We start from the raw sequence: 21,001 nt of genomic DNA, 5'->3' as shown, positions 1-21,001 counted from the left end.
CTCCGGCAATATGTAACAGAGCCGGAGGCACGGAAACGTCCTCTGGACGGAGGGGGAGAGTGCCTGTTACATCTTTGCTGCTTGGTAGCATCTTCCCCAGAGCCTGGGCGTCCGCACCTCGGGCAAGCGCCTACACTGTGGGACAACCTGGGTTCGGCAGGGTGGCACCCTCGCGGAGGTGGGTTTCCTTGCGCCGAATCATCATTACGACATGCCGGCTGGCCGCATGCAGAAGAGGGCAGGGACTTGCGAGTGCCTCCATAGCCTTTTCTGCTGCCATGGGCTGGACCCGCACGCACAAGGAGTTGTTCATGAAGTCATTTGAGTCCCGTTCCGTATCCTCTCTGTCTCCCGTAGCCGGGCAGATGCCGCGTTTCCGCGCCTTGCAGGGCGGGCGGGTACTCGCCGTGGCCCTGCTCGGCATGGCGGGCTGGATCGGGCAGGCCCATGCCGACGGGCTGTCTACCCTCGATGCCTATATCCGGCACACGCATGTGGGAGCAGCCAGCTTTACCCAGAGTGTGAGCACCGTGGGCAAGTCGGGTGCGGCGCGGCAGAGCAGCGGCACCTTTGCCTTCCAGCGGCCCAATCGCTTCCGCTTCGACTATCGCAAGCCCTATGTCCAGACCATTGTGGCGGATGGCCGGCACCTGTGGATGTATGACGCCGAATTGCGTCAGGTGACGCAGCGCAGCCAGAGCAAGGTGCTCGACGCCACCCCGGCCGCCCTGGTGGCGTCGGCCACCAGCCTGGATGCGCTCAAGGCCCGCTTCACGCTGGAAAATGCGACGGGGAGCGGCTCCCTGACTTGGGTAAAGGCCACCCCCAAGGGCAAGGAAGGGCAGGTCAAGGAAGTGATGATCGGATTCGAAGGCAATGACCTTCGCCGGCTGGTGATTCTCGACGGGTTCGGGCAGCGGTCCGATCTGACCTTTGGCAAGTTCAGCAGCACGGTGCCGGCAGGGATGAAGTTCAGCTTCGTGCCTCCCAAAGGGGCCGATGTGCTCAAGCAGTGAGACGGCGAACCACGGGGACAGACGCCAGTGCCGGCGTCATGGCGCCGGCATGCTGCTGCCTTGCATAAAGGCAGGGACAAGACAGTGCAGCAGGGACATCCCCTGCGTGCAGTCAGAGACGCACTTTCTGGTCCAATAGACGCATGGATGATCTCTTTGCACACGAGCCGGATGCGCCGCTTGCGGAACTGCTCCGGCCCCGCACGCTGGACGACGTGGTCGGGCAGACGCACCTGCTGGATGCCGGCAAGCCCCTGCGGCTCGCGTTTCAGTCCGGCAAGCCCCATTCCATGATCTTCTGGGGGCCGCCAGGGGTCGGCAAGACGACGCTCGCACGGCTGACCGCCACCGCCTTCGATTGCGATTTCATCGCCTTGTCTGCGGTGTTCTCCGGCGTCAAGGACATCCGGGCAGCCATGGACCGTGCCCGCCAGAATCTCGCCCAGGGGCGGCACACCATTCTGTTCGTGGATGAGATTCACCGCTTCAACAAGGCCCAGCAGGATGCCCTGCTGCCCTATGTGGAAAGCGGACTGGTGACGTTCATCGGTGCCACTACCGAGAATCCCTCCTTCGAGGTCAATTCGGCCCTGCTGTCGAGGGCGCAGGTCTACGTGCTGCAGCCCCTGTCCGAAGCCGAGCTGCGGCAGCTGTTCGAGCGGGCGCGTGGAACGCTGCAGGGCACTCTCACATGGGAGGATGTGGCGGTCGATACCCTGATTGGGTATGCCGACGGAGATGCACGCCGGTTCCTCAACCTGCTCGAACAGTGCATGTCGGCGGCACAGACGTCGGGGGTCACGCACATCGATGCGGCTTTCATCGACAACGCGCTGACCCTGAACAGCAGGCGGTTCGACAAGGGGGGCGATGCGTTCTACGATCAGATTTCCGCCCTGCACAAGTCGGTGCGTGGATCGCACCCCGATGCAGCCCTGTACTGGCTCTGCCGCATGCTCGACGGAGGGGCCGATCCCCGCTACCTGGCGCGGCGCATCGTGCGCATGGCCTGGGAGGACATAGGACTGGCCGATCCGCGCGCCATGCAGATCGCCAATGAGGCGGCCAGCACCTACGAACGTCTTGGCAGCCCCGAAGGAGAACTGGCACTGGCGCAGGCGGTGCTGTACCTGGCCGTGGCGCCCAAGAGCAATGCGGGGTACATGGCCTACAACCAGGCACGGGCCTTCATCCGCAAGGACCGCAGCCGGGAAGTCCCGGTGCATCTTCGCAATGCGCCCACCAAGCTCATGAAGGAACTCGGCTACGGGCATGACTACCGCTATGCCCATGACGAGCTCCATGCCTATGCGGCAGGGGAGACCTATCTGCCGGAAGACATGCCGGAACCGGGCTGGTATCGCCCCGTGCCCCGAGGGCTTGAGCTCAAGATCGCCGACAAGCTCGCACAGCTGCGGAAGTGGGATGAGGAAGCCGATGGTGGGCAGGCGCAGAACTAGAGGGACTGGCCGCTGCGTGTTCTGCCAGGCCTGAGAACCCGGCTGGATGCACGGCGGTCAGTGCACGCCGCAGCTTCCACCGTTCAAGCGGCTGTTCATTTTCCTCCGAAGAACTGGGAGAGCCAGTTCATGCGCTTGGACTGGGTGTGCAGGGCATTCTGGCTGGCGTGGGCCTTGACCACGTCCACGTAGTGCTTGTCCTGCTTGAGGATGTGATTGACCAGCCACCGCGCCAGCAGGGCGTGGAGCTCGGCTGCGACATCTTCGCCTTCGTCGAAGCGCTTGTGCAGACCGGAGACGCGGTCGACGAAGGCATCGTGCACCCACTTGTGGGCGTTGAAGAATTCGTAGCCTGCATCGCGCATCATGACTTCCTCGAAGCCGAGGTGGGACAGCGTGTAGTCCATGACGTCGTCGATGATCTCCTTGAGCATGTTGCGGTCCTGCCTGAGCTGTGCCTGGTAGAGCTCGTTGAGGTAGTCGACGATGCGACGATGCTGATCATCGATCTCTGCAATGCCCAGGTTCAGCTCGGGGGTCCATTCAATGTGCGCCATGCGTAAGTCCTTGAATTTCTCTTGCCCCTGGAGCATTCCTTCCGCATTCAGAGGGTGATGAGTTACGTTACATGACGGAAAATTATAGGGGGCTGCATTGGACGATCGTACAGAGGGAAACATCCCTTGATGTGCGTCAAGGAGATGCCGTTGGGGAATGGTCAGCTGCGCAGGGCAGGCGTATCAGGGAAGGAGGCGAGAGAGTTGACGGGGAAGCCGCATCTTCAGCCGCCGAACTCCTGGCGCACGGCAGCGACGGACTGTTCCACCCGCTGCACTAGGGGCGTGATGGCTGCGGCCGAGAGGGTGAGGGTCTGGGTGGCGCGCGTCATGGCCACGTACAGGATGCGCAGGGCGTCGTCGGTGTCCTGGTCTGCCCGTTCTGGCAGGCCGTCGATATGGGCCACGTAGACGTGGGGGAATTCCAGCCCCTTGCTCGTGGACATGCCCAGCAGTTTGACGCTGGGAAGCGACCAGTCGATGCGGCTGATGCCCGATCGGTGGCGTTGCCAGGGGATGCCCCGTTGGGTGAGGCACTGCTCCATGGCGTTGAGACGGTATCCGGTGGAGAGGATGGCGATGTCGTCGAGAGGAACGCCTTCACGCAGCTGCGCGGCGATGCGGTCGACGACGTGCCTGGCTTCTTCCCAGCCGTCGCGGGCCTTGATCAGCACCGGGACCGGGCCGCGTCTGCCGGCCGTTTCGGGATGGATGCGGGCCACGTGGTCGTCGTTTTCCTCGCGTTCGGTCAGCAGGCTGTCCGCAAGGTGCAGGGCCACCGCGAGGATTTCGGTGGTGTTGCGGTAGTTGAACTTGAAGATGCTGGTGCGTCCCTGGGCCTCGATGCCGACACTCGCGAAGCTGAACCTGCGGCGCTCTGCCCTGCGGTTGATGGCCTGGGCATCGTCATACAGGATGAGCAGGGACTTGGTCTCGGGGGTCACGAGCTGGGCTGCCATGCGCAGCCAGGTGGCATCGAAGTCATGTGCTTCGTCGATCAGCAGGGCGCTGTACTGGCCCTGCGGCACCATGCCGCTGGCCAGATGGCGCTCCACGACGCGAACCTGCTCATCGAGACTCTCCGACGTGGAAAGTCCGCGGGGAATCGGCAGCTGGTAGCTGCGCACCATCTCGCTGCACCACTGGTGGAAGGTCTGGACCTGGACCCGCTGGGGAGAGACGCCGCGCTCGGCGAGCATCTGGCGCAGCCGGTCGGCAAGTGGGCGGTTGTAGCACGTGACCAGAATGGGAGGACTGCCCGGGGCAGCCTGGGCCGCGAGCTGCTGGGCCCGGAAAATGAGCACCATGGTTTTGCCTGATCCTGCAGGGCCGTGGATGATGCGGTGGCCGGTGCCGAGGGTGCGGGCGGTGGTTTCCTGCTGCAGGTCCATGACCTGGATCAGGTCGGGAATGGTCAGCATGCCGCTGCCGCTTTCCGTGCTGCCGGAGGTGCCTGCCGAGGAGGGGGTGCCCATGGTGATGCGCAGGTCGGGGAACAGGTGCCAGCGCACCCGGTCCTGCTGCGGCAGCGTCAGCGTGACGGGAAAAGCGACCACGAACATGGCCCAGAGGCGTTCCTCGAACTGCTCGGGGTGCACGGATTCCGCCAGATCATCGGCCAGCAGGGTTTTGTGGGGGGAAAAGATCTCGGCAAAGTCGGTCACTGCGCCGGCGTCGCGGCTGCGTATGCCGCTGAGTGCGACGCCCCAGCCGTAGGGCACGATGCAGCGCCCGCGGTGGAGGGGGCCCTGCTGCTGCAGCTGGGGGTCACGCTCCAGCACGGCATGGATTTCACGGGCATAGCGCATGGCCTGCCGGTCGGGGTGGTCGCAGGTGGTGGGGCCGTGTTCCGTCTGCAGGGTGATCTTGTCGCGGTCGAGCTCCAGCAGGGTGGAGAATTTCCAGTCCTTCACTTCCAGCACCAGCACTCCCCGGCGGGGATTGAGGATGACGAAGTCGGGCTCGCGCTGCCGGTCTCCGATGGGGATGTTGTGCCAGACGATGTAGTCGTCCGACAGGCAGCGCTTCAGCTGCTGCAGCACCTTGCGCTCGCCGGTGTTGCTGCAGTGGCGCTCGATGCGTCCGAAGATCTGGGGAAAGAGGGCCATGAAGCAGTCAGTCTGCGGTGCAGGAAAGGGCGTCAGAGGGGCTGTGTGCTCCCCGGTGGTGTGCCGGGGAGAGGGGCGCCACCGCCGCACGGAGGCACGGATTGCCGTGTGCCCCAGTGTGGCGGGCGGTGCGTGGTGGGGGGAGGAGCGCGACCTTACTTGCCCCAGGTGTCCTTGAGTCCCGTGATGCGGTTGAGCACCAGCTCGCCGTCGCGGGACAGGACGCGGTCGGTGGCGAAATAGCCGAGCCGCTCGAACTGGAAGTGGCTGCCCGTACCGGACACGGAGGGCTCGACCCAGGCCGTGACCGTGCGCAGACTGTCCGGGTTGAGGGCTGCCAGAAAGTCCTTGCCGCCCGCGTCAGGCTGGGATTCGGTGAAGAGCCGGTCGTACAGGCGCACTTCGGCCTGGACGCCGTCTTCGGCGCCGACCCAGCCGATGACGCCCTTGACCTTGATGCGGTCGGCTCCAGGGGTGCCGCTCTTGGTGTCGGGCAGGAGCTGGGCAAAGACCTCGGTGACGCGGCCCGAGGCGTCCTTCTCGAAGCCGGTGCACTCGATGATGTGTCCGTACTTGAGGCGCACCTTGTTGCCGTCAACCGGCTGGCCGGCGGCGTTGGTGTGGGGCGGATAGAGCCGGCGGTAGCCCTTTTCGGGGATTTCCATGAAGTCTTCGCGCTCGATCCACAGGTGCGAACCCATGTGCATGGTGCGCTGGCCCATTTCGGGGTGGTGGGGGTGCACGGGGGCGTGGCAGGTGTCGAGCGTGCCGGCGCCCATGAGCTCTTCCCAGTTGGTCAGGGTGAGACGGATGGGGTCGAGCACGGCCATGGCACGGGGGGCCACAGGGTCGAGGGTGTCGCGCAGGGCACCTTCGAGCACGCTGTAGTCGATCCAGCTGTCGGCCTTGGAGACGCCGATGCGGTCGCAGAACAGACGCAGGGCCTCGGGGGGGTAGCCGCGGCGGCGCAGGCCGACGATGGTGGGCATGCGGGGATCGTCCCAGCCTTCGACGTGGCTGTCGTCGACGAGCTGCTTGAGCTTGCGCTTGCTGGTGATGACGTAGGTGAGGTTGAGCCGGGCAAATTCGTACTGGTGGGGGGGCGGGGCGTTGACGATGCCGCCGGCACTGAGAGTGGTCATGAGCCAGTCGTAGAACGGGCGCTGGTCCTCGAATTCCAGGGTGCAGATGCTGTGGGTGATGTTTTCGAGGGCGTCCTCGATGGGGTGGGCGAAGGTGTACATCGGGTAGATGCACCAGGTGTCGCCGGTGTTGTGGTGGTGCGCGCGGCGGATGCGGTAGATGGCCGGATCCCGCATGTTGATGTTGGGGTGCGCCATGTCGATTCTGGCGCGCAGCACGGCGGCGCCGTCGGCCAGCTTGCCGAGGCGCATGTCCTCGAAGCGGGCCAGGTTCTCGGCCGGGGTGCGCGCGCGGAAGGGGCTGTCCACGCCGGGGTGGGTGAAGTCTCCACGGTTGCGCCGCATGTCCTCGGGGCTCTGTTCGTCGACGTAGGCCAGTCCGTGCTCGATGAGGTAGAGCGCGGCGCGGTGCATGGCGTCGAAGTAATGGCTGGCGTAGTAGAGATGAACGTCGTGCCCGCCCACGTCGTCATGGATCCAGGCTGGGCCGACGAGCCACTGCACGGCGTCCGTGATGCTGTGGACATACTCGACGCTTTCCTTCTCGGGGTTGGTGTCGTCGAAGCGCAGGTGGCAGATGCCCTGGTACTCCTGGGCCAGGCCGAAGTTCAGGCAGATGCTCTTGGCATGGCCGATGTGGAGGTAGCCGTTGGGCTCGGGGGGAAAACGGGTGCGGATGCGGGCGGGATCGGGCTCCCCATGGGCCTGGTGGGCGGCGTCTCCCGGTGTGCCGGACCATTTGCGGCCGGCGTAGGCGCCCTGGCTCAGGTCGTTTTCGATGATCTGGCGCAGGAAGTTGCTGGCGCGGGTCGGTTCTTCGGCTGCTTCGCTGGCAGCATGGCTGGGTTGGGTGGGCGTATGGTGGGTGTTCATGCACGGATTTTAGAACCTGTTGCCGCCGTCTCGGGCACAGGGGTGCGAACGGGGAGTGACCGGCAGCGTGGATCAGACAGTGCCCGTGCAGGGCGGGACCGGTGGGCGAGAGATAGGCACCCTGGTCAGCCTTGCAGCTCGCGCAGCCGGATGAACGCCATGGCGGCCATGACGGCATCGTTGAGCGCATCGTGCGCTTCGCGCACGGGCAGGTCGAGGTCGGCCATGAGGGTGTCGAAACGCAGGTCGATGTCTGCGTTGTCGTGCTGCTGGTAGGGCGGAAGCTGGCGGAAGCGGTAGTCGTAATACAGCCGGGAGACTTCGATCTGTGGCTGCGGAAGTCGGATGCCGATGAGGGGGCGCACGGCACGGTTGAGCATGGCCACATCGAATTCGAGGTAGTACCCCACCAGAGGCCGGCTGCCGATGAAGTGCAGCAGCCGGTGCATGGCCTCCTGCACCGGGAGGCCATGGGCCACATCCATGGTGCGCAGGCGGTGGACGCGGATGCTTTCGGCCGGAACCTGGCACTGTGGCTGCACCAGCAGTTCGAGCCGTTCGCTCGTGAGGATGCGGCGGCCCCGGATGCGCACGGCACCGATGGAGATGATGTCGTCGGTGCGGGTGTTGAGGCCGGTCGTTTCGCAGTCGAGGGCGACGTATTCGTCCGGGGGCGGCGGATCGAACAGGAACGCGTAGGCGGGATCGCTGAGCTGGCGCCGTGCCCAGCGCTGGCGCGTGCGCTGCCACAGGGCGTGGAGAGGGGGGGAGGGCAGGGCCATGGGCATGGGGGGCTGTCTTCTTACATGGCGTCGAGGCGGAAGCGCTGGTGCAGCATGGCCTTGAAGCGCTTGACGATGCCGAGGCTGTCCTTGAGCAGGCTGCGGTCGAGGCTGCTGAGCTGGCTGGCCACCACGGTGCCGCTGACGGGGCGGCCCGTTTCCATTTCGGCAAGCGCTGCCTTGAGGCGCAGTCCCATGAAGAAATGCAGGCTGTGGATGAGGCTGTCGCCCCAGGAAGGCTTGAGCACGCCGAGCTGCACCAGGGCACGGATGCGCTCCACGGTGCCGGTGGATTCGATGTGCTCGGCCAGCGCAAGGCTGCGCACGCCGTGGACGATGGGAAAGATGCCGTGCTTCTTGATGTGCAGTGCCTCGTCGGTGTCTTCGCCCAGGCCGAAGAGCCGTCCGAGCCAGTGGCTGCTGGTGCCGAAGGCGTCGATGGCCGATGCGAAGCGGCTGAGGGTGGCATCGTTGTCGGTGGCGACTTCCCTGAGCCGTTCGCGGACCTGGTCGAGCAGGCGCTCGTCGCCGCAGACAGGGTGCGCATCGAGGAAGATGGCCAGGTTCATGAGCTGGGGAGGCTGTCCGCCCATGAGCCAGGTGCGGGTGCGGGTGCTCCATTCGGCGGCGCTGCCGCGCCACTCCGGGTTGTCGACCATGATGCGGCCGGGGCAGGGGGGATAGCCGAACTGCGCCAGGGCGGCGCTGAAGCGGTCGCACAGCGCTGCGAGGTTCTCCGGCGGGGTGTAGCCGTCGCGCAGGATGAGGCCATTGTCCTGGTCGGTCTTGAGGAGCTGCTCGCCCCGCCCCTCGCTGCCCATGACGATGAGGCAGCTGTTGTGTACCAGCTCGGGCGGGGCAATGAGCTGCCAGGCCCGCTCGAACAGGCGTGCGTTGATTTCCTGCACCAAATCTCCGATCAGGCCGACATCGGTGCCACTGGCGTGGAGCTGCTGCACCATGCGCGGCGTCTGGGCCGAGGCGTCCGCCAGTGCCTGCAGGCTGGTGGCCTGGTCGATGCGGGTAAGGATGAGGTGCGAGTGGTTGGACAGGAAGCTGAACACGTCGAGCGATTCCAGCACCCCGAGGACTTCGTCCCCGTCGGCGACCACGATGCGGTGGATGCGGTGGCGCAGCATCATGGTGAGGGCCTCGCCCATGAGGTCGTCCGGCCGCAGGGTGACGAGCTCGTAGGTGGCCAGATCGCCTACGGGCAGGTCGTCCAGGGGGCGACCGTCCAGGATGGCTCGCGGCAGGGCCGTGCTGGAGAAGATGCCGAGCCGGGGCAGGGTGCCGGTGTCGTCCCGGACCAGCACATGGGTGGTTCGGGCTTGCTCGAAGATGCGGGCCACGGCCAGGATGTCGGTGTCGGCATCGACGTAGTGCGGGGGGTGCAGCACCGCCTCGTCGAGCCTGGCCAGGGTGAGCGACTGCATCTCGCGTTCGCTGTGGCGCCGGCCCAGGGCGCTGAGCTTGTCTCCCAGGTTGGAAAAGAGCAGAGCGCTGAAGGTGGTGTTGCTGGCGATGAGCGACATGACCGCCTCGTGCGCGAGCTCGTAGGCCAGCACCTCGTCCTGCGCGATGAAGCGGTGGCTGCTGCGTCCGGCCACAAGCCCGCGTCCGTCGAATGTGTCGTCGGGGCCGTAGAGGTGCAGCAGTTCGCTGCCTTCCATCTGGGCGACATGGCCCTTGATGATGACGTACAGGTGCCGCGGCACGTCGCCCACATCGAGAATCACCTCGTCCTTGCGGAAGTAGGCGATGTCCACGCTGTCGCGCACCAGCGTCTGCTCCTGCTTGCTGAGGCTGTCGAAGGGGGAGGCGTCGAAGTGGAAGGCGTTGGGCATGGCGGGACGTGTCCGGGAGGCGCTGGTGCGGCGGGATCGGGATGCCCTGCAGTCTGCCCCGAGGCACTTGCGATGTGCTGACGTGCAGGGGCAGGGTTTTCGACATGATGGGGAACCCGCAAGGATGGGGGCGGGAGGCACTTTCTGTAAGTTAGGCGCAGGGTTGCGGCGAAACCATGCCTGCGTCAACCACTATTCCAACGAGAAGGAGGCAACCATGACTGATCCCGTCGTAGACAAGATCCGGTCGAATCCGAAATACCAGGAGCTGCGTGCCCGGCGCAACCGCTATGGATGGATCCTGACCATCCTGATGATGGTCGTGTACTACGGCTTCATCGCCCTCATTGCCTTCGACAAGGCATTCCTTGCCCAGCCGATGGGCGATGGCGTCACCACCCTCGGCATCCCGATCGGCCTGGCGGTGATCGTGTTCACCATCCTCATCACCGTGATGTACGTCCGTCGCGCCAACACCGAGTTCGACGCGCTCAACCAGCAGATTCTCAAGGACGCCGCACAATGAAAAAGCTCTCTTTCCTGATCGCGCTGCCCGCCCTGCTGGGGGCCGGCGCAGCTCTCGCGGCCGGTGGCGACGTGGGCCAGACGGCCAAGCAGGCCACCAACTGGACGGCCATCGTGATGTTTGGCCTGTTCGTCATGGGCACACTGTGGATCACCAAGTGGGCTGCAGCCAAGACCAAGTCGGCGGCCGACTTCTACACGGCCGGCGGCGGCATCACCGGTTTCCAGAACGGTCTGGCCATTGCCGGCGACTACATGTCCGCCGCGTCCTTCCTCGGGATTTCCGCTGCCGTCATGGCCAGCGGGTTCGACGGGCTGATCTACTCCATCGGCTTCCTGGTGGGCTGGCCGATCATCACCTTCCTGATGGCCGAGCGCCTGCGCAACCTGGGCAAGTTCACGTTTGCCGACGTGGCGGGCTACCGCTTCAAGCAGACCCCCATCCGCGCCTTTGCCGCCTGCGGCACGCTGGTGGTGGTGGCGTTCTACCTGATCGCCCAGATGGTCGGTGCGGGCCAGCTCATCAAGCTGCTGTTCGGGCTGGACTACATCTACGCGGTCATCATCGTGGGCGTGCTGATGATGGTGTACGTGCTCTTCGGTGGCATGACGGCCACCACCTGGGTGCAGATCATCAAGGCCTGCCTGCTGCTTGCCGGTGTGACCTTCATGGCCTTCATGGTCATGGCGCACTATGGTTTCAGCCCCGAGGCACTGTTCGCCAACGGCGTGGTCGTGAAGACTGCCATCGCCCAGCATGCCAAGGAGGCTGCCATTGCAGCTGCCACGGCTGCGAGTGCCGCGGCCTCGACGCCTGAGGCTGCAGCCAGCGCCGCGTCCGCACTGGCCAAGGCGCAGAAGATGGACCCCACCAAGATGGGCCTGTCGATCATGGGCCCCGGCGGTTTCATCAAGGACCCGATCTCCGCCATCAGCTTCGGCATGGCGCTGATGTTCGGCACTGCCGGTCTGCCCCACGTGCTCATGCGCTTCTTCACCGTGCCCAACGCCAAGGAAGCCCGCAAGTCGGTCGCCTGGGCTACCACCTGGATCGGCTACTTCTACATCCTGATCTTCATCATCGGCTTTGGTGCCATCACCATGGTGCTGACCAACCCCGAAATGTCCGACACCGTCAAGGGCGTCATCCGGGGCGGCGGTGGCACGGCCAACATGGCAGCCGTGCTGGTGGCCAAGATGGTCGGCGGCGATGTGTTCTTCGGCTTCATCTCGGCAGTGGCTTTCGCAACCATCCTGGCCGTGGTGGCAGGTCTGACCCTGTCGGGCGCCTCCGCCGTGTCGCATGACCTGTACGCCACCGTGTTCAAGCAGGGCAAGGCCGACAGCGCAGCCGAACTCAAGGTCTCCCGCGTCACCACCGTGAGCCTGGGCGTGATCGCCGTGCTGCTCGGCATCCTGTTCGAGAAGCAGAACATCGCCTTCATGGTGTCGCTGGCCTTCGCGATTGCCGCCTCGGCCAACTTCCCGGTGCTCTTCATGAGCGTGCTGTGGAAGAACTGCACTACCCGCGGCGCCGTGATCGGCGGTTTCCTGGGGCTGGGCACCTCCGTGGCGCTGACCATCCTCTCGCCTTCCGTGTGGGAAGCCGTGCTGGGCCATGCCAAGGGATCCTCTCCCTTCCCCTACACCTCGCCGGCTCTGTTCTCGATGGCGGTGGGTTTCATCGGGATCTGGCTGTTCTCCATCATGGACCGCAGTGCCCAGGCGGGTCGTGAGCGTGCCGCCTTCGAAGCCCAGCAGGTGCGTTCCGAAACCGGGCTGGGTGCGGCCAAGGCTTCCAGCCACTGAGCACGCACATCCACACCATGCGCCATGCCAGGGCCCTGTGCCCTGGCCCTCACACCGGGCTCAGGCCCGGTTTTTTTCGTTCTGCATCCAGCCGCAGCGCGCATGGAAATCTGAAGCCTGCCTTCAGAAGCGGCAGGCATAATGCAGGCAGGACCCTCCTGCAGGGCATTGTTTTACGCGTGGTTCCTTCTCCCTCGTCCGAGGGATGCGGAGATCCTCTGCGCTTCACGTTTCAAGGATTTGTGTGGATACCCTGCTGCTGATCAAGGCTGCCCTCATGGGCGTGGTGGAAGGCCTGACCGAGTTCCTGCCGATTTCCTCGACCGGGCATCTGATTCTGGCCGGTTCGCTGCTGCACTTTGCCGACGAAAAGGCCAAGGTCTTCGACATTGCCATTCAGACCGGTGCCATCTTCGCGGTCATCCTGGTGTACTGGCAGCGCATTCGCGAGACGCTGGTCACGCTGCCCCAGTCGGCGACCTCGCGCCGCTTCGTGCTCAATGTGTTCATCGCCTTCCTGCCGGCCGTGGTGCTTGGCCTGCTGTTCGGCAAGGTGATCAAGGAGCATCTGTTCAACGCACCGGTGGTGGCCACCACCTTCATCCTTGGGGCGTTCATCATTCTCTGGGCCGAACGGCGCCAGCGTGAGGCGCGCATTCACCGCGTCGAGGACATGAGTGCCTGGGACGCACTCAAGGTGGGCATCGTGCAGTGCTTTGCCATGATTCCCGGTACCAGTCGCAGCGGCTCCACCATCATCGGCGGCATGCTGCTGGGACTCGACCGCAAGGTCGCCACCGACTTTTCCTTTTACCTGGCCATTCCCACTCTCATCGGCGCGGGCGCCTACAGCCTCTACAAGGAGCGCGCAGCCCTGCACATGAGCGACCTGCCCATGTTCCTGGTGGGGCTGGTGGTGTCCTTTCTGGCGGCGTGGGTGTGTGTGCGCTGGCTGCTCAAGTTCATTTCCTCGCACAGCTTCGTGCCCTTTGCCTGGTATCGCATCGCCTTTGGGGTGGTGGTGCTGCTGACCTGGTGGACGGGAGCCGTCGTCTGGGCGGAGTGAGACTGAGGCGGACGCGGATACGGATGCGTTTTCCGAGCCTGGGGAGTCCCGGGGCGAACGGCTGAACCACAAGGGGGCGGACATGATCGATTGCGTGCGAGTCACACAAACCGGAGCGGGATCGCCTCCGGCTGCGCGGTGGTGCCGTGCGGCACTCTGGGGGGCTGCCCTGGGAGTGATCGGAGCCCTGGGCGGCTGTGCCGAGACCGTGGCCGTGCGGGTGACCACTTTTGCGCAGTGGCCGGCCCAGGTCGAAGGCGCCACCTTTGCCGTGGCAGCGTCTGCCGCTGCATCGGGGACAGCGCCTGCTGCATCCCAGGTCGCAGCAGTCTCGACCGCTGTCCCTGCGACCGAAGGACGCATGGTGGAGGTCTCGGATCTCGAACGCCGCACCTATGACGCCAGCCTCACGACGCACCTGACCCGGCTCGGGCTCAAGCCTGCGGCATCGGATGCCACGGCCCGCCTCGTGGCGCAATGGGAGCTGCGCCGCCAGCGCACCATGGTGCCCGTCACGGTGCCCACCTATGTGCCGGCCTACACCGTGGCCTGGACACGCTGGGATTGGGACAGTGCCTACCTGTGTGACGACAGGGGATGGGCCGGGGGACGCATGTGTCTGGTCGACCGTACCGTGCTGCAGCCCGTGCAGCACGACACCCTGACCGTTCGCATCGCGGATCGGGGGCAGCAGCAGGCCGGGCATCCGGCACCGCAGGTGTTCGAATCCCGGGCCGAGTATGAGGGGGCCCCGGCAAGCCTGCCGGCCCTCATGCCGCTCCTTATGGAAGCTGCGTTCGACCGCTTCCCAGGGATGAATGGTCAGGTGCGGGTGCTGCGGTTCGATGCACGCACGGGGGTGCTGCAGCCCTCCAAGTAGGTGCCGCCTTCCATACGTCCATACGTCCATACGGATGGAAAGCGACCACCCTGCCCGCAGCGAGCGGGGCAGGATTCAGGGTGCGCTTCGGGACTGGTTGGGCGCTTCCCGCAGCTGCTGGTCGATGAGGTCGGCCGTGAGCTGGGGCATTTCCATGGGAAAGAGGTGGCTTCCGCCGGACACCATGGTCATGTGCCCGTGCGTCAGGCGCCGCATGGCAGAGAGCCCCGTCATGCGGGTTTCGCGCGATTCGCTGCCACCGATGAACGAGACAGGGCACTGCAGGGGGTGACGGCGCAGCCAGCCGCCGATGTGGTCCGGCAGGGTGGTGTAGATGCGGGTCTCGATGTCCCGGTCGAAGGCCAGCAGGCGCCGGGAGGGCGCTTCTGCGGTGGGGGCTGGCCGGGTGCCATGCTGGGCATAGTCGTGCAGCGCCTCCGGATGCCAGCGGGCAAAGACAGGCTTGCTCGAAAAATGCTGCAGCACCGCCTCTACGCTGGGCCATTCCTGTCGTCGCCGGTGGCTGGTGGCGCCCGGTGACAGGCGGTGTGCCAGTGCAGTGCGCTTGCCGGCCTTGAGCAGCATGGCCCGCCAGCCGGTGACCAGGGGTGGATCGAGCAGCACCACGGCGCTGGCCAGTGCGGGGTCACGCGAGGCGGCCAGCAGACTCAGCAGCCCTCCCATGGAATGCCCGACAAGGTAGCGCGGCACTGCAGGGGCGTGTGGCACGGCATGGCAGAACTGCATGAGTTCATCGACCAGTGGCGCCCAGTTGTCCACCACCGGGTAGCGCCGGTCGTGGCCGAAGCGGTCCAGCGCGTGCACGGCGTAGCCCTTGGCTTCCAGGGCCCGCAGCAGCACGCCGTAGGTGCCTGCCGGGAAGCTGTTGCCATGCGAGAAGATGATCTGTGCGTGCGGGGAGCAGGAGGGCATCATGGTCTGAGCGGCAGGCGCGTGCAAGGTCAGATCAGGCGTTCGCTCGGCGACTGGATCTTGCGCAGCACGGGATAGTGCCCGTCGTTGGTCAGCAGGGGCACTTCGGTGGCTCCGCCGTTCCACATGGGATCCTCGATGCTGTCGAACACCTCGCGCAGTTTCTCGCCCCACTGGCTGTGGAGCATGTGAAAGTAGGGATTGCCGGCGTCGATGCACACCAGCTTGTTGCACTCCAGGCTGTCGGCCTCGTACACCGCCATGTCGAGCGGCAGGCCGACCGACAGGTTGGACTTGAGCGTGGAATCCATCGACACCAGGGCACACTTGGCAGCCTCGTCGAGCGGGGTGTCGGGCGTGATGACGCGGTCGAGCACCGGCTTGCCGTACTTGGATTCGCCGATCTGGAAATACGGCGTTTCCATGGTGGCCTCGATGAAGTTGCCCGCCGAGTAGATCTGGAACAGGCGCATGCCTTCGCCCTTGATCTGGCCACCGAAGATGAGCGAGACATTGAAGTCCACCCCTGCAGCCTTGAGGGCAGCACCGTCACGCTTGTGGACGTGGCGGATGGCCGCGCCCAGCACACGCGCGGCGTCGAACATGCTGGTGGCGTTCCAGATGGTGAGGCCCTGGGGGGTGCCTTCGGGGGTGTCTTCGCGCAGCACCTCGGACTGCAGGATCTCGCGCACCGACTGCGCGATGCTCAGGTTGCCCGCCGACAGCAGGGTCATGAAGCGGTCGCCGGGGCGTTCGTACACCATCATCTTGCGGAAGGTGCTGATCTGGTCGAGGCCTGCGTTGGTGCGCGAGTCGGAGAGAAAGACCAGGCCGGAGCGGAGTTTGATGGCGACGCAATAAGTCATGATGGGTGCGAAACTCGGAAAGAAGCTCGATGAGCTGTGCAGAAAAGGCAATGTGAAAAAGCTATTTTCATGCCAAGTCGCACCCTCTCGGCTGCGGGGGCGCAAATGTTTGCGCTCCGGGCGGGCACTGCGCCAGCAGGGTGGCCGGCAGGCCACAAACGGCTGGGGTCCCTGTCGCCCATGCCTGAAAAGAGTGCATGAATCGGGGCGACGGCTTAGAATGCGGCATTCCCTTTCCGGCTCCGCATCGACGTTCCGGCCCGTTTCGCTCTTTTCCACAATTCACCATGTCCTCCGCTCTGCATCCCATGCTCAACATGGCCGTCAAGGCCGCTCGTGCCGCTGGCGCCATCATCAACCGCGCCTCCTTCGACCTCGACGCCGTGCGTGTGTCGCAAAAGCAGGTGAACGACTACGTGACCGAGGTGGATCAGGCCTCCGAGGCCTGCATCATCGAGACGCTGCTCACCGCCTATCCCGGCCACGGCATCCTGGCCGAGGAATCCGGCCAGCAGCATGGGAACAAGGACAGTGAATTCATGTGGATCATCGACCCGCTCGATGGCACCACCAACTTCATCCATGGCTTCCCCGTCTATTGCGTGAGCATTGCCCTGGCCGTGCGCGGCAAGGTGGAACAGGCCGTCATCTATGACCCGACCCGCAACGACCTCTTCACGGCCACGCGCGGCCGGGGCGCCTACATGAACGAGCGCCGCATCCGTGTGGGACGTCGCAACCGCATGGCCGACTGCCTCATCACCACGGGCTTTCCGTTCCGTCCGGGGCAGGACTTTGCGCAGTTCATGAAGATGTTCTCCGACATCATGAAGAAGACCTCCGCCGTGCGCCGCCCCGGGTCGGCTGCGCTGGATCTGGCCTATGTGGCTGCCGGATTCAGCGACGGCTTCTTTGAAACCGGCCTGAGCGCCTGGGACGTGGCCGCCGGTGGGCTGCTGGTGCAGGAAGCCGGAGGTCTGGTGGGCAACTTCACCGGCGAAGCCGACTACCTGTATGCACAGGAATGCCTCGCAGCCAATCCCAAGATCTATGGCCTCATGGTCAAGATGCTCGCCAAGTACAGCCGCTATGGCGAACAGGCCCTGGCCGAAGAGGCCGCAGCGGCTGCCGAAGCGCAGCCCGAATCTCCGGCAGAAGACGCCGACCCGGAAGCCTGAGACACCGGTTTTTCGCTCACTGCCCAAACCCTGTCCCTGCGGACAGGGTTTTTCATTTTCATGCCTGACTGTCTGTGCCTGTGCAGCTGGTGCTCCGGCCCGTCGACATTCCGGCATACCGACAGGTCGACGACAACGCAGGCGCTGTCGCGCACGAGGCTCCTTTCCCCTGGAAGCCCGGCAGCAGCGCACCCCTGCATCATCCCTTACTAGAATGCAGGCTGGCCTGGCATGGGCGCACGGGACGCCGCACTGCGGTGCCGGGCCCTGCCGATCGGGCCTGCTCCCGGCTCCATGACCGGGTCCCCCATGGATCAACCGAGCAAGATGGCTTCTTCTTCCGACAACCGCGTATCGCTTGCCTCTGCGTCTGCCGAGGGGCAGGATCTTTCGGGCCATACGCCCATGATGCAGCAGTACCTGCAGATCAAGGCCCAGCATCCCCATACGCTGCTGTTTTACCGCATGGGGGATTTCTACGAGCTGTTCTATGAGGATGCCATGCTGGCCGCCCGGCTGCTGGGCATCACGCTGACGCAGCGGGGGCAGTCGGCCGGAGAGCCGGTGGTGATGGCCGGGGTACCGGTGCATGCTGTGGAAACCTATCTGGCCAAGCTGATCCAGATGGGGCAGTCGGTGGCGATTGCAGAGCAGGTGGGAGACGTGGCGGCAGCCAAGGGACCGGTGGAGCGCAAGGTCGTGCGGGTGGTGACGCCCGGCACGCTCACCGACATGGCCCTGCTCGGGGACCGGCAGGATGCGGTCCTGCTGGCCATCCATGCCTCCGGGCGCGGACGTTCCGAGGGGGTGGGGCTGGCCTGGATGGGGCTGACCCAGGGCTGCATGCAGCTGGCCGAATGCACTCCCGAGACGCTGGGCGAGTGGATCAGCCGCATCCAGCCGGTCGAGGTGCTTTGCAGCGCCGATCTGGCGCCGACCCGGCGGGCGCAGCTGGTGCAGTGGCAGCAGCAGGGCGCCCTGCAGCACTTCATCATCACCGAGCGGCCGGCCTTTACCTTCGACGCAGGGCTGGGGCTGCGCATGCTGACCGACCAGCTGCACACCCCGCATCTGGCCGCGTGGCAGGCCGATGACTTGCCCCAGGCCCATGCCGCCGCCGCAGCCCTGCTGGCCTATGCGGAGCATACCCAGGGCCGGGCCATGACCCATCTGCATGCCCTGCAGGTGCAGCGTGACGACAGCCTGGTGCATCTGCCGCTCACCACGCAGCGCAATCTGGAGCTGACGCAGACCCTGCGCGGAGAATCGAGTCCGACGCTGCTGAGTCTGCTCGATACCTGCGAGAGCGGCATGGGCAGCCGCCTGCTGCGCCACTGGATGCTGCATCCTGCACGCGACCGAGCGGCAGCGCGTGAACGGCTGGCCGCCATCGCCGTGCTGCGCGACCGGGGGCTGCAGGATCTGCGCGCCGTGCTGCACGGCATCAGCGATGTGGAGCGCATCAGCGCCCGGCTGGCACTGCGCCAGAGCAGGCCGCGCGAGCTCGCGGGGCTGCTGCGCACGCTGGGACAGGCCGAGCAGCTGCGGTCCTGTGTGTGCAGTCTGCAGCAGGACGAGCGTGCCGAGTCAGCTTCGTCGCTTCCTGCCCTGCTCGAACGCGTGGCCGCTGCGCTCACGCCGCCTCAGGCTGTGGTGGAACGCCTGCAGGCTACCCTGCATGCGGAGCCGTCCGTCAATGTGCGCGATGGGGGCGTGATTGCCGATGGCTTCGATGCCGAGCTCGACGAGCTGCGCGGCATCCAGACCCACAGCGCGGACTATCTGCTGGCCATGGAAGGCAGGGAGCGCGAGCGCACCGGCATTGCCAACCTGCGCGTGCAGTTCAACCGGGTGCACGGCTACTTCATCGAGGTCACCGCGAGCCAGCTCGACAAGGTGCCAGCCGACTATCGCCGGCGCCAGACCATGAAGAATGCCGAGCGCTTTGTGACCCCCGAACTCAAGGCCTTCGAGGACAAGGCCCTGTCGGCCCAGGATCGCGCACTGGCGCGCGAAAAATGGCTCTATGACACCCTGATCGAGGAGCTGCAGCCCCATGTGGCGAACCTGCAGACCCTGGCCGAAGCCATGGCAACCCTGGACGTGCTGTGCACGCTGGCCGAGCGCAGTCTTACCCTGGGCTGGTGTGCCCCGGCCTTCGCCGTGGAGCCCTGCATCGAGATCACGGCGGGCCGCCACCCTGTGGTGGAGGCGCGGCTGCGCGAAACCACGGGCAGTGCCTTCATGGCCAACGACACCGTGCTGCATCCCCGCCAGCGCATGCAGGTCATCACCGGACCCAACATGGGCGGCAAGTCGACCTACATGCGCCAGGTCGCCCTGATCGTGCTCCTGGCCGGCATGGGCAGCCATGTGCCGGCGCAGGCTGCGCGCATCGGCCCGATCGATGCCATCCTGACCCGCATCGGCGCAGCCGACGACCTGGCCAATGCGCAGTCCACCTTCATGCTCGAAATGACCGAGGCCGCACAGATCCTGCATGCCGCCACGCCCCACAGCCTCGTGCTCATGGACGAGATCGGCCGGGGCACCAGCACCTTCGACGGGCTGGCTCTGGCCAGTGGCATTGCCACCCATCTGCACGACCGCAGCGAGGCGCTCACGCTCTTTGCCACCCATTACTTCGAGCTCACCGAATTCCCTGCGCAGCACCACGCCGCCATCAACGTGCACGTGGGCGCGGCCGAATCGGGGCATGACATCGTGTTCCTGCACACGATTCAGCCCGGGCCCGCCAACCGCAGCTATGGCATCCAGGTGGCCCGGCTCGCCGGCATGCCCTCCTCGGTCATCCACCATGCCCGCCATGCGCTGCAGGCGCTCGAAGCCCAGCAGGATCGCCAGCAGCGCCAGATCGACCTGTTCTCTGCGCCTGCGCTCGCCGAGCCTGCCCCGGACGACACAGGCCCCTCTCCCGTGGAGGAGGCGCTCCAGGCGCTCGATCCCGACGGACTCAGCCCACGCGAGGCCCTGGAGGCACTCTATCGGCTCAAGGCCCTGTGCGAAGGCAGCGCGCCTCGCCCATGAGGCTCCCGCTCGGGCGAAGAGACACGGGCTTCCTATAATGGCCACCAGACGGTGGAGACAGGCTCTCTGCCGGATCGCACGAGGACGAAGGCATGGGATATTCGGTATGGGCCATTGGCGGCGGAGCCGCGGCCGGTGCACTGCTGCGCTGGTGGCTGGGACTGGCGCTCAACGGAGTGCTGGTCGAATTGCCACTCGGCACCCTGGCGGCCAATCTGCTCGGGGGCTACCTGATGGGCGTGGCCGTGGGCGTGTTTTCACTCCTGCCACAGATTCCCCCCGAGTGGCGGCTTCTGATCATGACGGGCTTCCTGGGCGGATTGACCACTTTTTCCACCTTTTCCGCCGAAGCCGTGACCCTGCTGCAGGGGCAGCGCTATGGCTGGGCCCTGCTGCATGTGCTGGTGCACGTGAGCGGCTCCCTGTGCATGACCGTGCTCGGCCTGATGACCGTGCGGGCCCTGCAGGCGCATTGAATGAATCCCGCATGGACAGATGGGAGTGCAGGGGCATGGTCCCGCCGGGGCTTTGCTGCCGCTTCACAGGCGAGCCCCGACGGATGCAGCAAGCCTGCCTTTCCAAGGAGACAAGAGATGCAAGAAGGCTATCAACTGCAGTTCTACACCACGGCGAGCCGCATGCACCACGGCACGCCGGTGGCACGCTGGCTCATGGAGCTGGCACGCGAGCTCGGAGCACCCGGAGCCACGCTGCTGGCCGGGGCCGAAGGGTTCGGGCATGACGACCGCATGCATGCAAGCCACTTCTTCGAGCTCGCCGACGAGCCCCAGATCGTGAGCATGGCATTGCCGGCGGACCGGGCCGAGACCCTCCTGCAGCGCATCGGCCAGGAAGGTCTGCATGTGTTCTATACCCGGGCCGCCATCGCCTGGGCCATGACCTGAGCGGCG

General features: G+C 65.4%; 17 protein-coding genes. 10 read left to right on the top strand and 7 right to left on the bottom strand.

Annotation, left to right across the window (positions count from 1 at the left end):
- Positions 1 to 422: 422 nt before the first annotated feature.
- Together lolA and ACP2WS_RS04710 are read left to right on the top strand one after the other, a co-directional pair.
- Positions 423 to 1,016 (top strand): outer membrane lipoprotein periplasmic chaperone LolA, encoded by a 594-nt coding sequence (gene lolA / locus ACP2WS_RS04715; RefSeq protein WP_465248520.1) that lies wholly within the window; start codon positions 423 to 425, stop codon positions 1,014 to 1,016.
- Between the two features lie 143 nt (positions 1,017 to 1,159).
- Entirely contained in the window at positions 1,160 to 2,476 is a 1,317-nt protein-coding gene (locus ACP2WS_RS04710) for a replication-associated recombination protein A (RefSeq protein ID WP_426459727.1), read from the top strand.
- A gap of 95 nt (positions 2,477 to 2,571) precedes the next feature.
- Here the strand turns inward: ACP2WS_RS04710 and ACP2WS_RS04705 are convergent, their stop codons facing one another.
- The 5 genes from ACP2WS_RS04705 to ACP2WS_RS04685 form a co-directional block, all read right to left on the bottom strand.
- Positions 2,572 to 3,033, bottom strand: a complete 462-nt coding sequence (locus ACP2WS_RS04705; RefSeq protein WP_374492450.1) for a bacteriohemerythrin — start codon at positions 3,031 to 3,033, stop codon at positions 2,572 to 2,574.
- A 224-nt stretch (positions 3,034 to 3,257) separates the two neighbouring features.
- Positions 3,258 to 5,141, bottom strand: coding sequence for a 3'-5' exonuclease (locus tag ACP2WS_RS04700; protein WP_426459726.1), 1,884 nt, complete (start codon positions 5,139 to 5,141; stop codon positions 3,258 to 3,260).
- A 155-nt stretch (positions 5,142 to 5,296) separates the two neighbouring features.
- Complete coding sequence (locus tag ACP2WS_RS04695) at positions 5,297 to 7,156, bottom strand: glutamine--tRNA ligase/YqeY domain fusion protein (RefSeq protein ID WP_426459725.1); 1,860 nt, start codon at positions 7,154 to 7,156, stop codon at positions 5,297 to 5,299.
- Positions 7,157 to 7,281: 125 nt separating this feature from the next.
- Positions 7,282 to 7,938, bottom strand: coding sequence for a 3'-5' exonuclease (locus ACP2WS_RS04690; RefSeq protein ID WP_374492445.1), 657 nt, complete (start codon positions 7,936 to 7,938; stop codon positions 7,282 to 7,284).
- Positions 7,939 to 7,958: 20 nt separating this feature from the next.
- Entirely contained in the window at positions 7,959 to 9,785 is a 1,827-nt protein-coding gene (locus ACP2WS_RS04685) for a DUF294 nucleotidyltransferase-like domain-containing protein (protein ID WP_374492443.1), read from the bottom strand.
- A 217-nt stretch (positions 9,786 to 10,002) separates the two neighbouring features.
- Between ACP2WS_RS04685 and ACP2WS_RS04680 the strand changes: the two genes are divergently transcribed.
- The 4 genes from ACP2WS_RS04680 to ACP2WS_RS04665 all read left to right on the top strand — a co-directional run bounded on the left by ACP2WS_RS04680 (position 10,003) and on the right by ACP2WS_RS04665 (position 14,065).
- Positions 10,003 to 10,311, top strand: coding sequence for a DUF485 domain-containing protein (locus ACP2WS_RS04680; RefSeq protein ID WP_426459723.1), 309 nt, complete (start codon positions 10,003 to 10,005; stop codon positions 10,309 to 10,311).
- Positions 10,308 to 12,119, top strand: coding sequence for a cation acetate symporter (locus ACP2WS_RS04675; protein ID WP_374492440.1), 1,812 nt, complete (start codon positions 10,308 to 10,310; stop codon positions 12,117 to 12,119). The genes ACP2WS_RS04680 and ACP2WS_RS04675 overlap by 4 nt, the downstream gene beginning before the upstream one ends.
- 244 nt (positions 12,120 to 12,363) lie before the next feature.
- A complete protein-coding gene (locus ACP2WS_RS04670; RefSeq protein WP_374492439.1) occupies positions 12,364 to 13,185 on the top strand; it encodes an undecaprenyl-diphosphate phosphatase in 822 nt (273 codons plus the stop codon).
- A 94-nt stretch (positions 13,186 to 13,279) separates the two neighbouring features.
- On the top strand, positions 13,280 to 14,065 hold the full coding sequence (locus ACP2WS_RS04665) for a DUF4136 domain-containing protein (protein ID WP_426459722.1): 786 nt from the start codon (positions 13,280 to 13,282) through the stop codon (positions 14,063 to 14,065).
- Between the two features lie 75 nt (positions 14,066 to 14,140).
- Here ACP2WS_RS04665 and ACP2WS_RS04660 read toward each other — a convergent pair whose 3' ends face one another.
- Both ACP2WS_RS04660 and ACP2WS_RS04655 read right to left on the bottom strand, forming a co-directional pair.
- The gene (locus ACP2WS_RS04660) at positions 14,141 to 15,001 is read right to left on the bottom strand and encodes an alpha/beta fold hydrolase (protein ID WP_426459721.1); all 861 of its coding nucleotides are present in this window, start codon (positions 14,999 to 15,001) and stop codon (positions 14,141 to 14,143) included.
- Positions 15,002 to 15,027: 26 nt separating this feature from the next.
- Positions 15,028 to 15,864 carry a proteasome-type protease gene (locus ACP2WS_RS04655; RefSeq protein WP_374492433.1) on the bottom strand — a complete coding sequence of 279 codons (837 nt, stop codon included), beginning with the start codon at positions 15,862 to 15,864 and terminating at the stop codon, positions 15,028 to 15,030.
- Positions 15,865 to 16,151: 287 nt separating this feature from the next.
- Here ACP2WS_RS04655 and ACP2WS_RS04650 point away from each other — a divergent pair, with 287 nt between their 5' ends.
- The 4 genes from ACP2WS_RS04650 (at position 16,152) to ACP2WS_RS04635 (ending at position 20,995) form a co-directional block, all read left to right on the top strand.
- Positions 16,152 to 17,042, top strand: a complete 891-nt coding sequence (locus ACP2WS_RS04650) for an inositol monophosphatase family protein (RefSeq protein ID WP_426459720.1) — start codon at positions 16,152 to 16,154, stop codon at positions 17,040 to 17,042.
- 405 nt (positions 17,043 to 17,447) lie between these two features.
- On the top strand, positions 17,448 to 20,090 hold the full coding sequence (mutS, locus tag ACP2WS_RS04645; protein WP_426459779.1) for a DNA mismatch repair protein MutS: 2,643 nt from the start codon (positions 17,448 to 17,450) through the stop codon (positions 20,088 to 20,090).
- A 92-nt stretch (positions 20,091 to 20,182) separates the two neighbouring features.
- A complete protein-coding gene (crcB, locus tag ACP2WS_RS04640; RefSeq protein ID WP_426459719.1) occupies positions 20,183 to 20,566 on the top strand; it encodes a fluoride efflux transporter CrcB in 384 nt (127 codons plus the stop codon).
- 117 nt (positions 20,567 to 20,683) lie between these two features.
- Entirely contained in the window at positions 20,684 to 20,995 is a 312-nt protein-coding gene (locus tag ACP2WS_RS04635) for a DUF190 domain-containing protein (RefSeq protein ID WP_426459717.1), read from the top strand.
- Positions 20,996 to 21,001: the final 6 nt, after the last annotated feature.

Source organism: Brachymonas moutaii (nom. illeg.) (genome assembly GCF_049977365.1).
Lineage (GTDB): Bacteria > Pseudomonadota > Gammaproteobacteria > Burkholderiales > Burkholderiaceae_C > Brachymonas.
This window is presented reverse-complemented; position numbering and strand designations above follow the sequence as displayed.

What these genes read in the sequence shown, in the direction of transcription:
- ACP2WS_RS04655 (WP_374492433.1), bottom strand. Translation starts at nt 15,864, where the DNA reads ATGACTTATTGCGTCGCCATCAAACTCCGCTCCGGCCTGGTCTTTCTC.
- ACP2WS_RS04690 (WP_374492445.1), bottom strand. Translation starts at nt 7,938, where the DNA reads ATGGCCCTGCCCTCCCCCCCTCTCCACGCCCTGTGGCAGCGCACGCGC.
- ACP2WS_RS04705 (WP_374492450.1), bottom strand. Translation starts at nt 3,033, where the DNA reads ATGGCGCACATTGAATGGACCCCCGAGCTGAACCTGGGCATTGCAGAG.
- crcB (WP_426459719.1), top strand. Translation starts at nt 20,183, where the DNA reads ATGGGATATTCGGTATGGGCCATTGGCGGCGGAGCCGCGGCCGGTGCA.
- ACP2WS_RS04650 (WP_426459720.1), top strand. Translation starts at nt 16,152, where the DNA reads ATGTCCTCCGCTCTGCATCCCATGCTCAACATGGCCGTCAAGGCCGCT.
- ACP2WS_RS04685 (WP_374492443.1), bottom strand. Translation starts at nt 9,785, where the DNA reads ATGCCCAACGCCTTCCACTTCGACGCCTCCCCCTTCGACAGCCTCAGC.
- ACP2WS_RS04700 (WP_426459726.1), bottom strand. Translation starts at nt 5,141, where the DNA reads ATGGCCCTCTTTCCCCAGATCTTCGGACGCATCGAGCGCCACTGCAGC.
- ACP2WS_RS04675 (WP_374492440.1), top strand. Translation starts at nt 10,308, where the DNA reads ATGAAAAAGCTCTCTTTCCTGATCGCGCTGCCCGCCCTGCTGGGGGCC.
- ACP2WS_RS04695 (WP_426459725.1), bottom strand. Translation starts at nt 7,156, where the DNA reads ATGAACACCCACCATACGCCCACCCAACCCAGCCATGCTGCCAGCGAA.
- ACP2WS_RS04635 (WP_426459717.1), top strand. Translation starts at nt 20,684, where the DNA reads ATGCAAGAAGGCTATCAACTGCAGTTCTACACCACGGCGAGCCGCATG.
- ACP2WS_RS04660 (WP_426459721.1), bottom strand. Translation starts at nt 15,001, where the DNA reads ATGATGCCCTCCTGCTCCCCGCACGCACAGATCATCTTCTCGCATGGC.
- lolA (WP_465248520.1), top strand. Translation starts at nt 423, where the DNA reads ATGGCGGGCTGGATCGGGCAGGCCCATGCCGACGGGCTGTCTACCCTC.
- mutS (WP_426459779.1), top strand. Translation starts at nt 17,448, where the DNA reads ATGATGCAGCAGTACCTGCAGATCAAGGCCCAGCATCCCCATACGCTG.
- ACP2WS_RS04710 (WP_426459727.1), top strand. Translation starts at nt 1,160, where the DNA reads ATGGATGATCTCTTTGCACACGAGCCGGATGCGCCGCTTGCGGAACTG.
- ACP2WS_RS04680 (WP_426459723.1), top strand. Translation starts at nt 10,003, where the DNA reads ATGACTGATCCCGTCGTAGACAAGATCCGGTCGAATCCGAAATACCAG.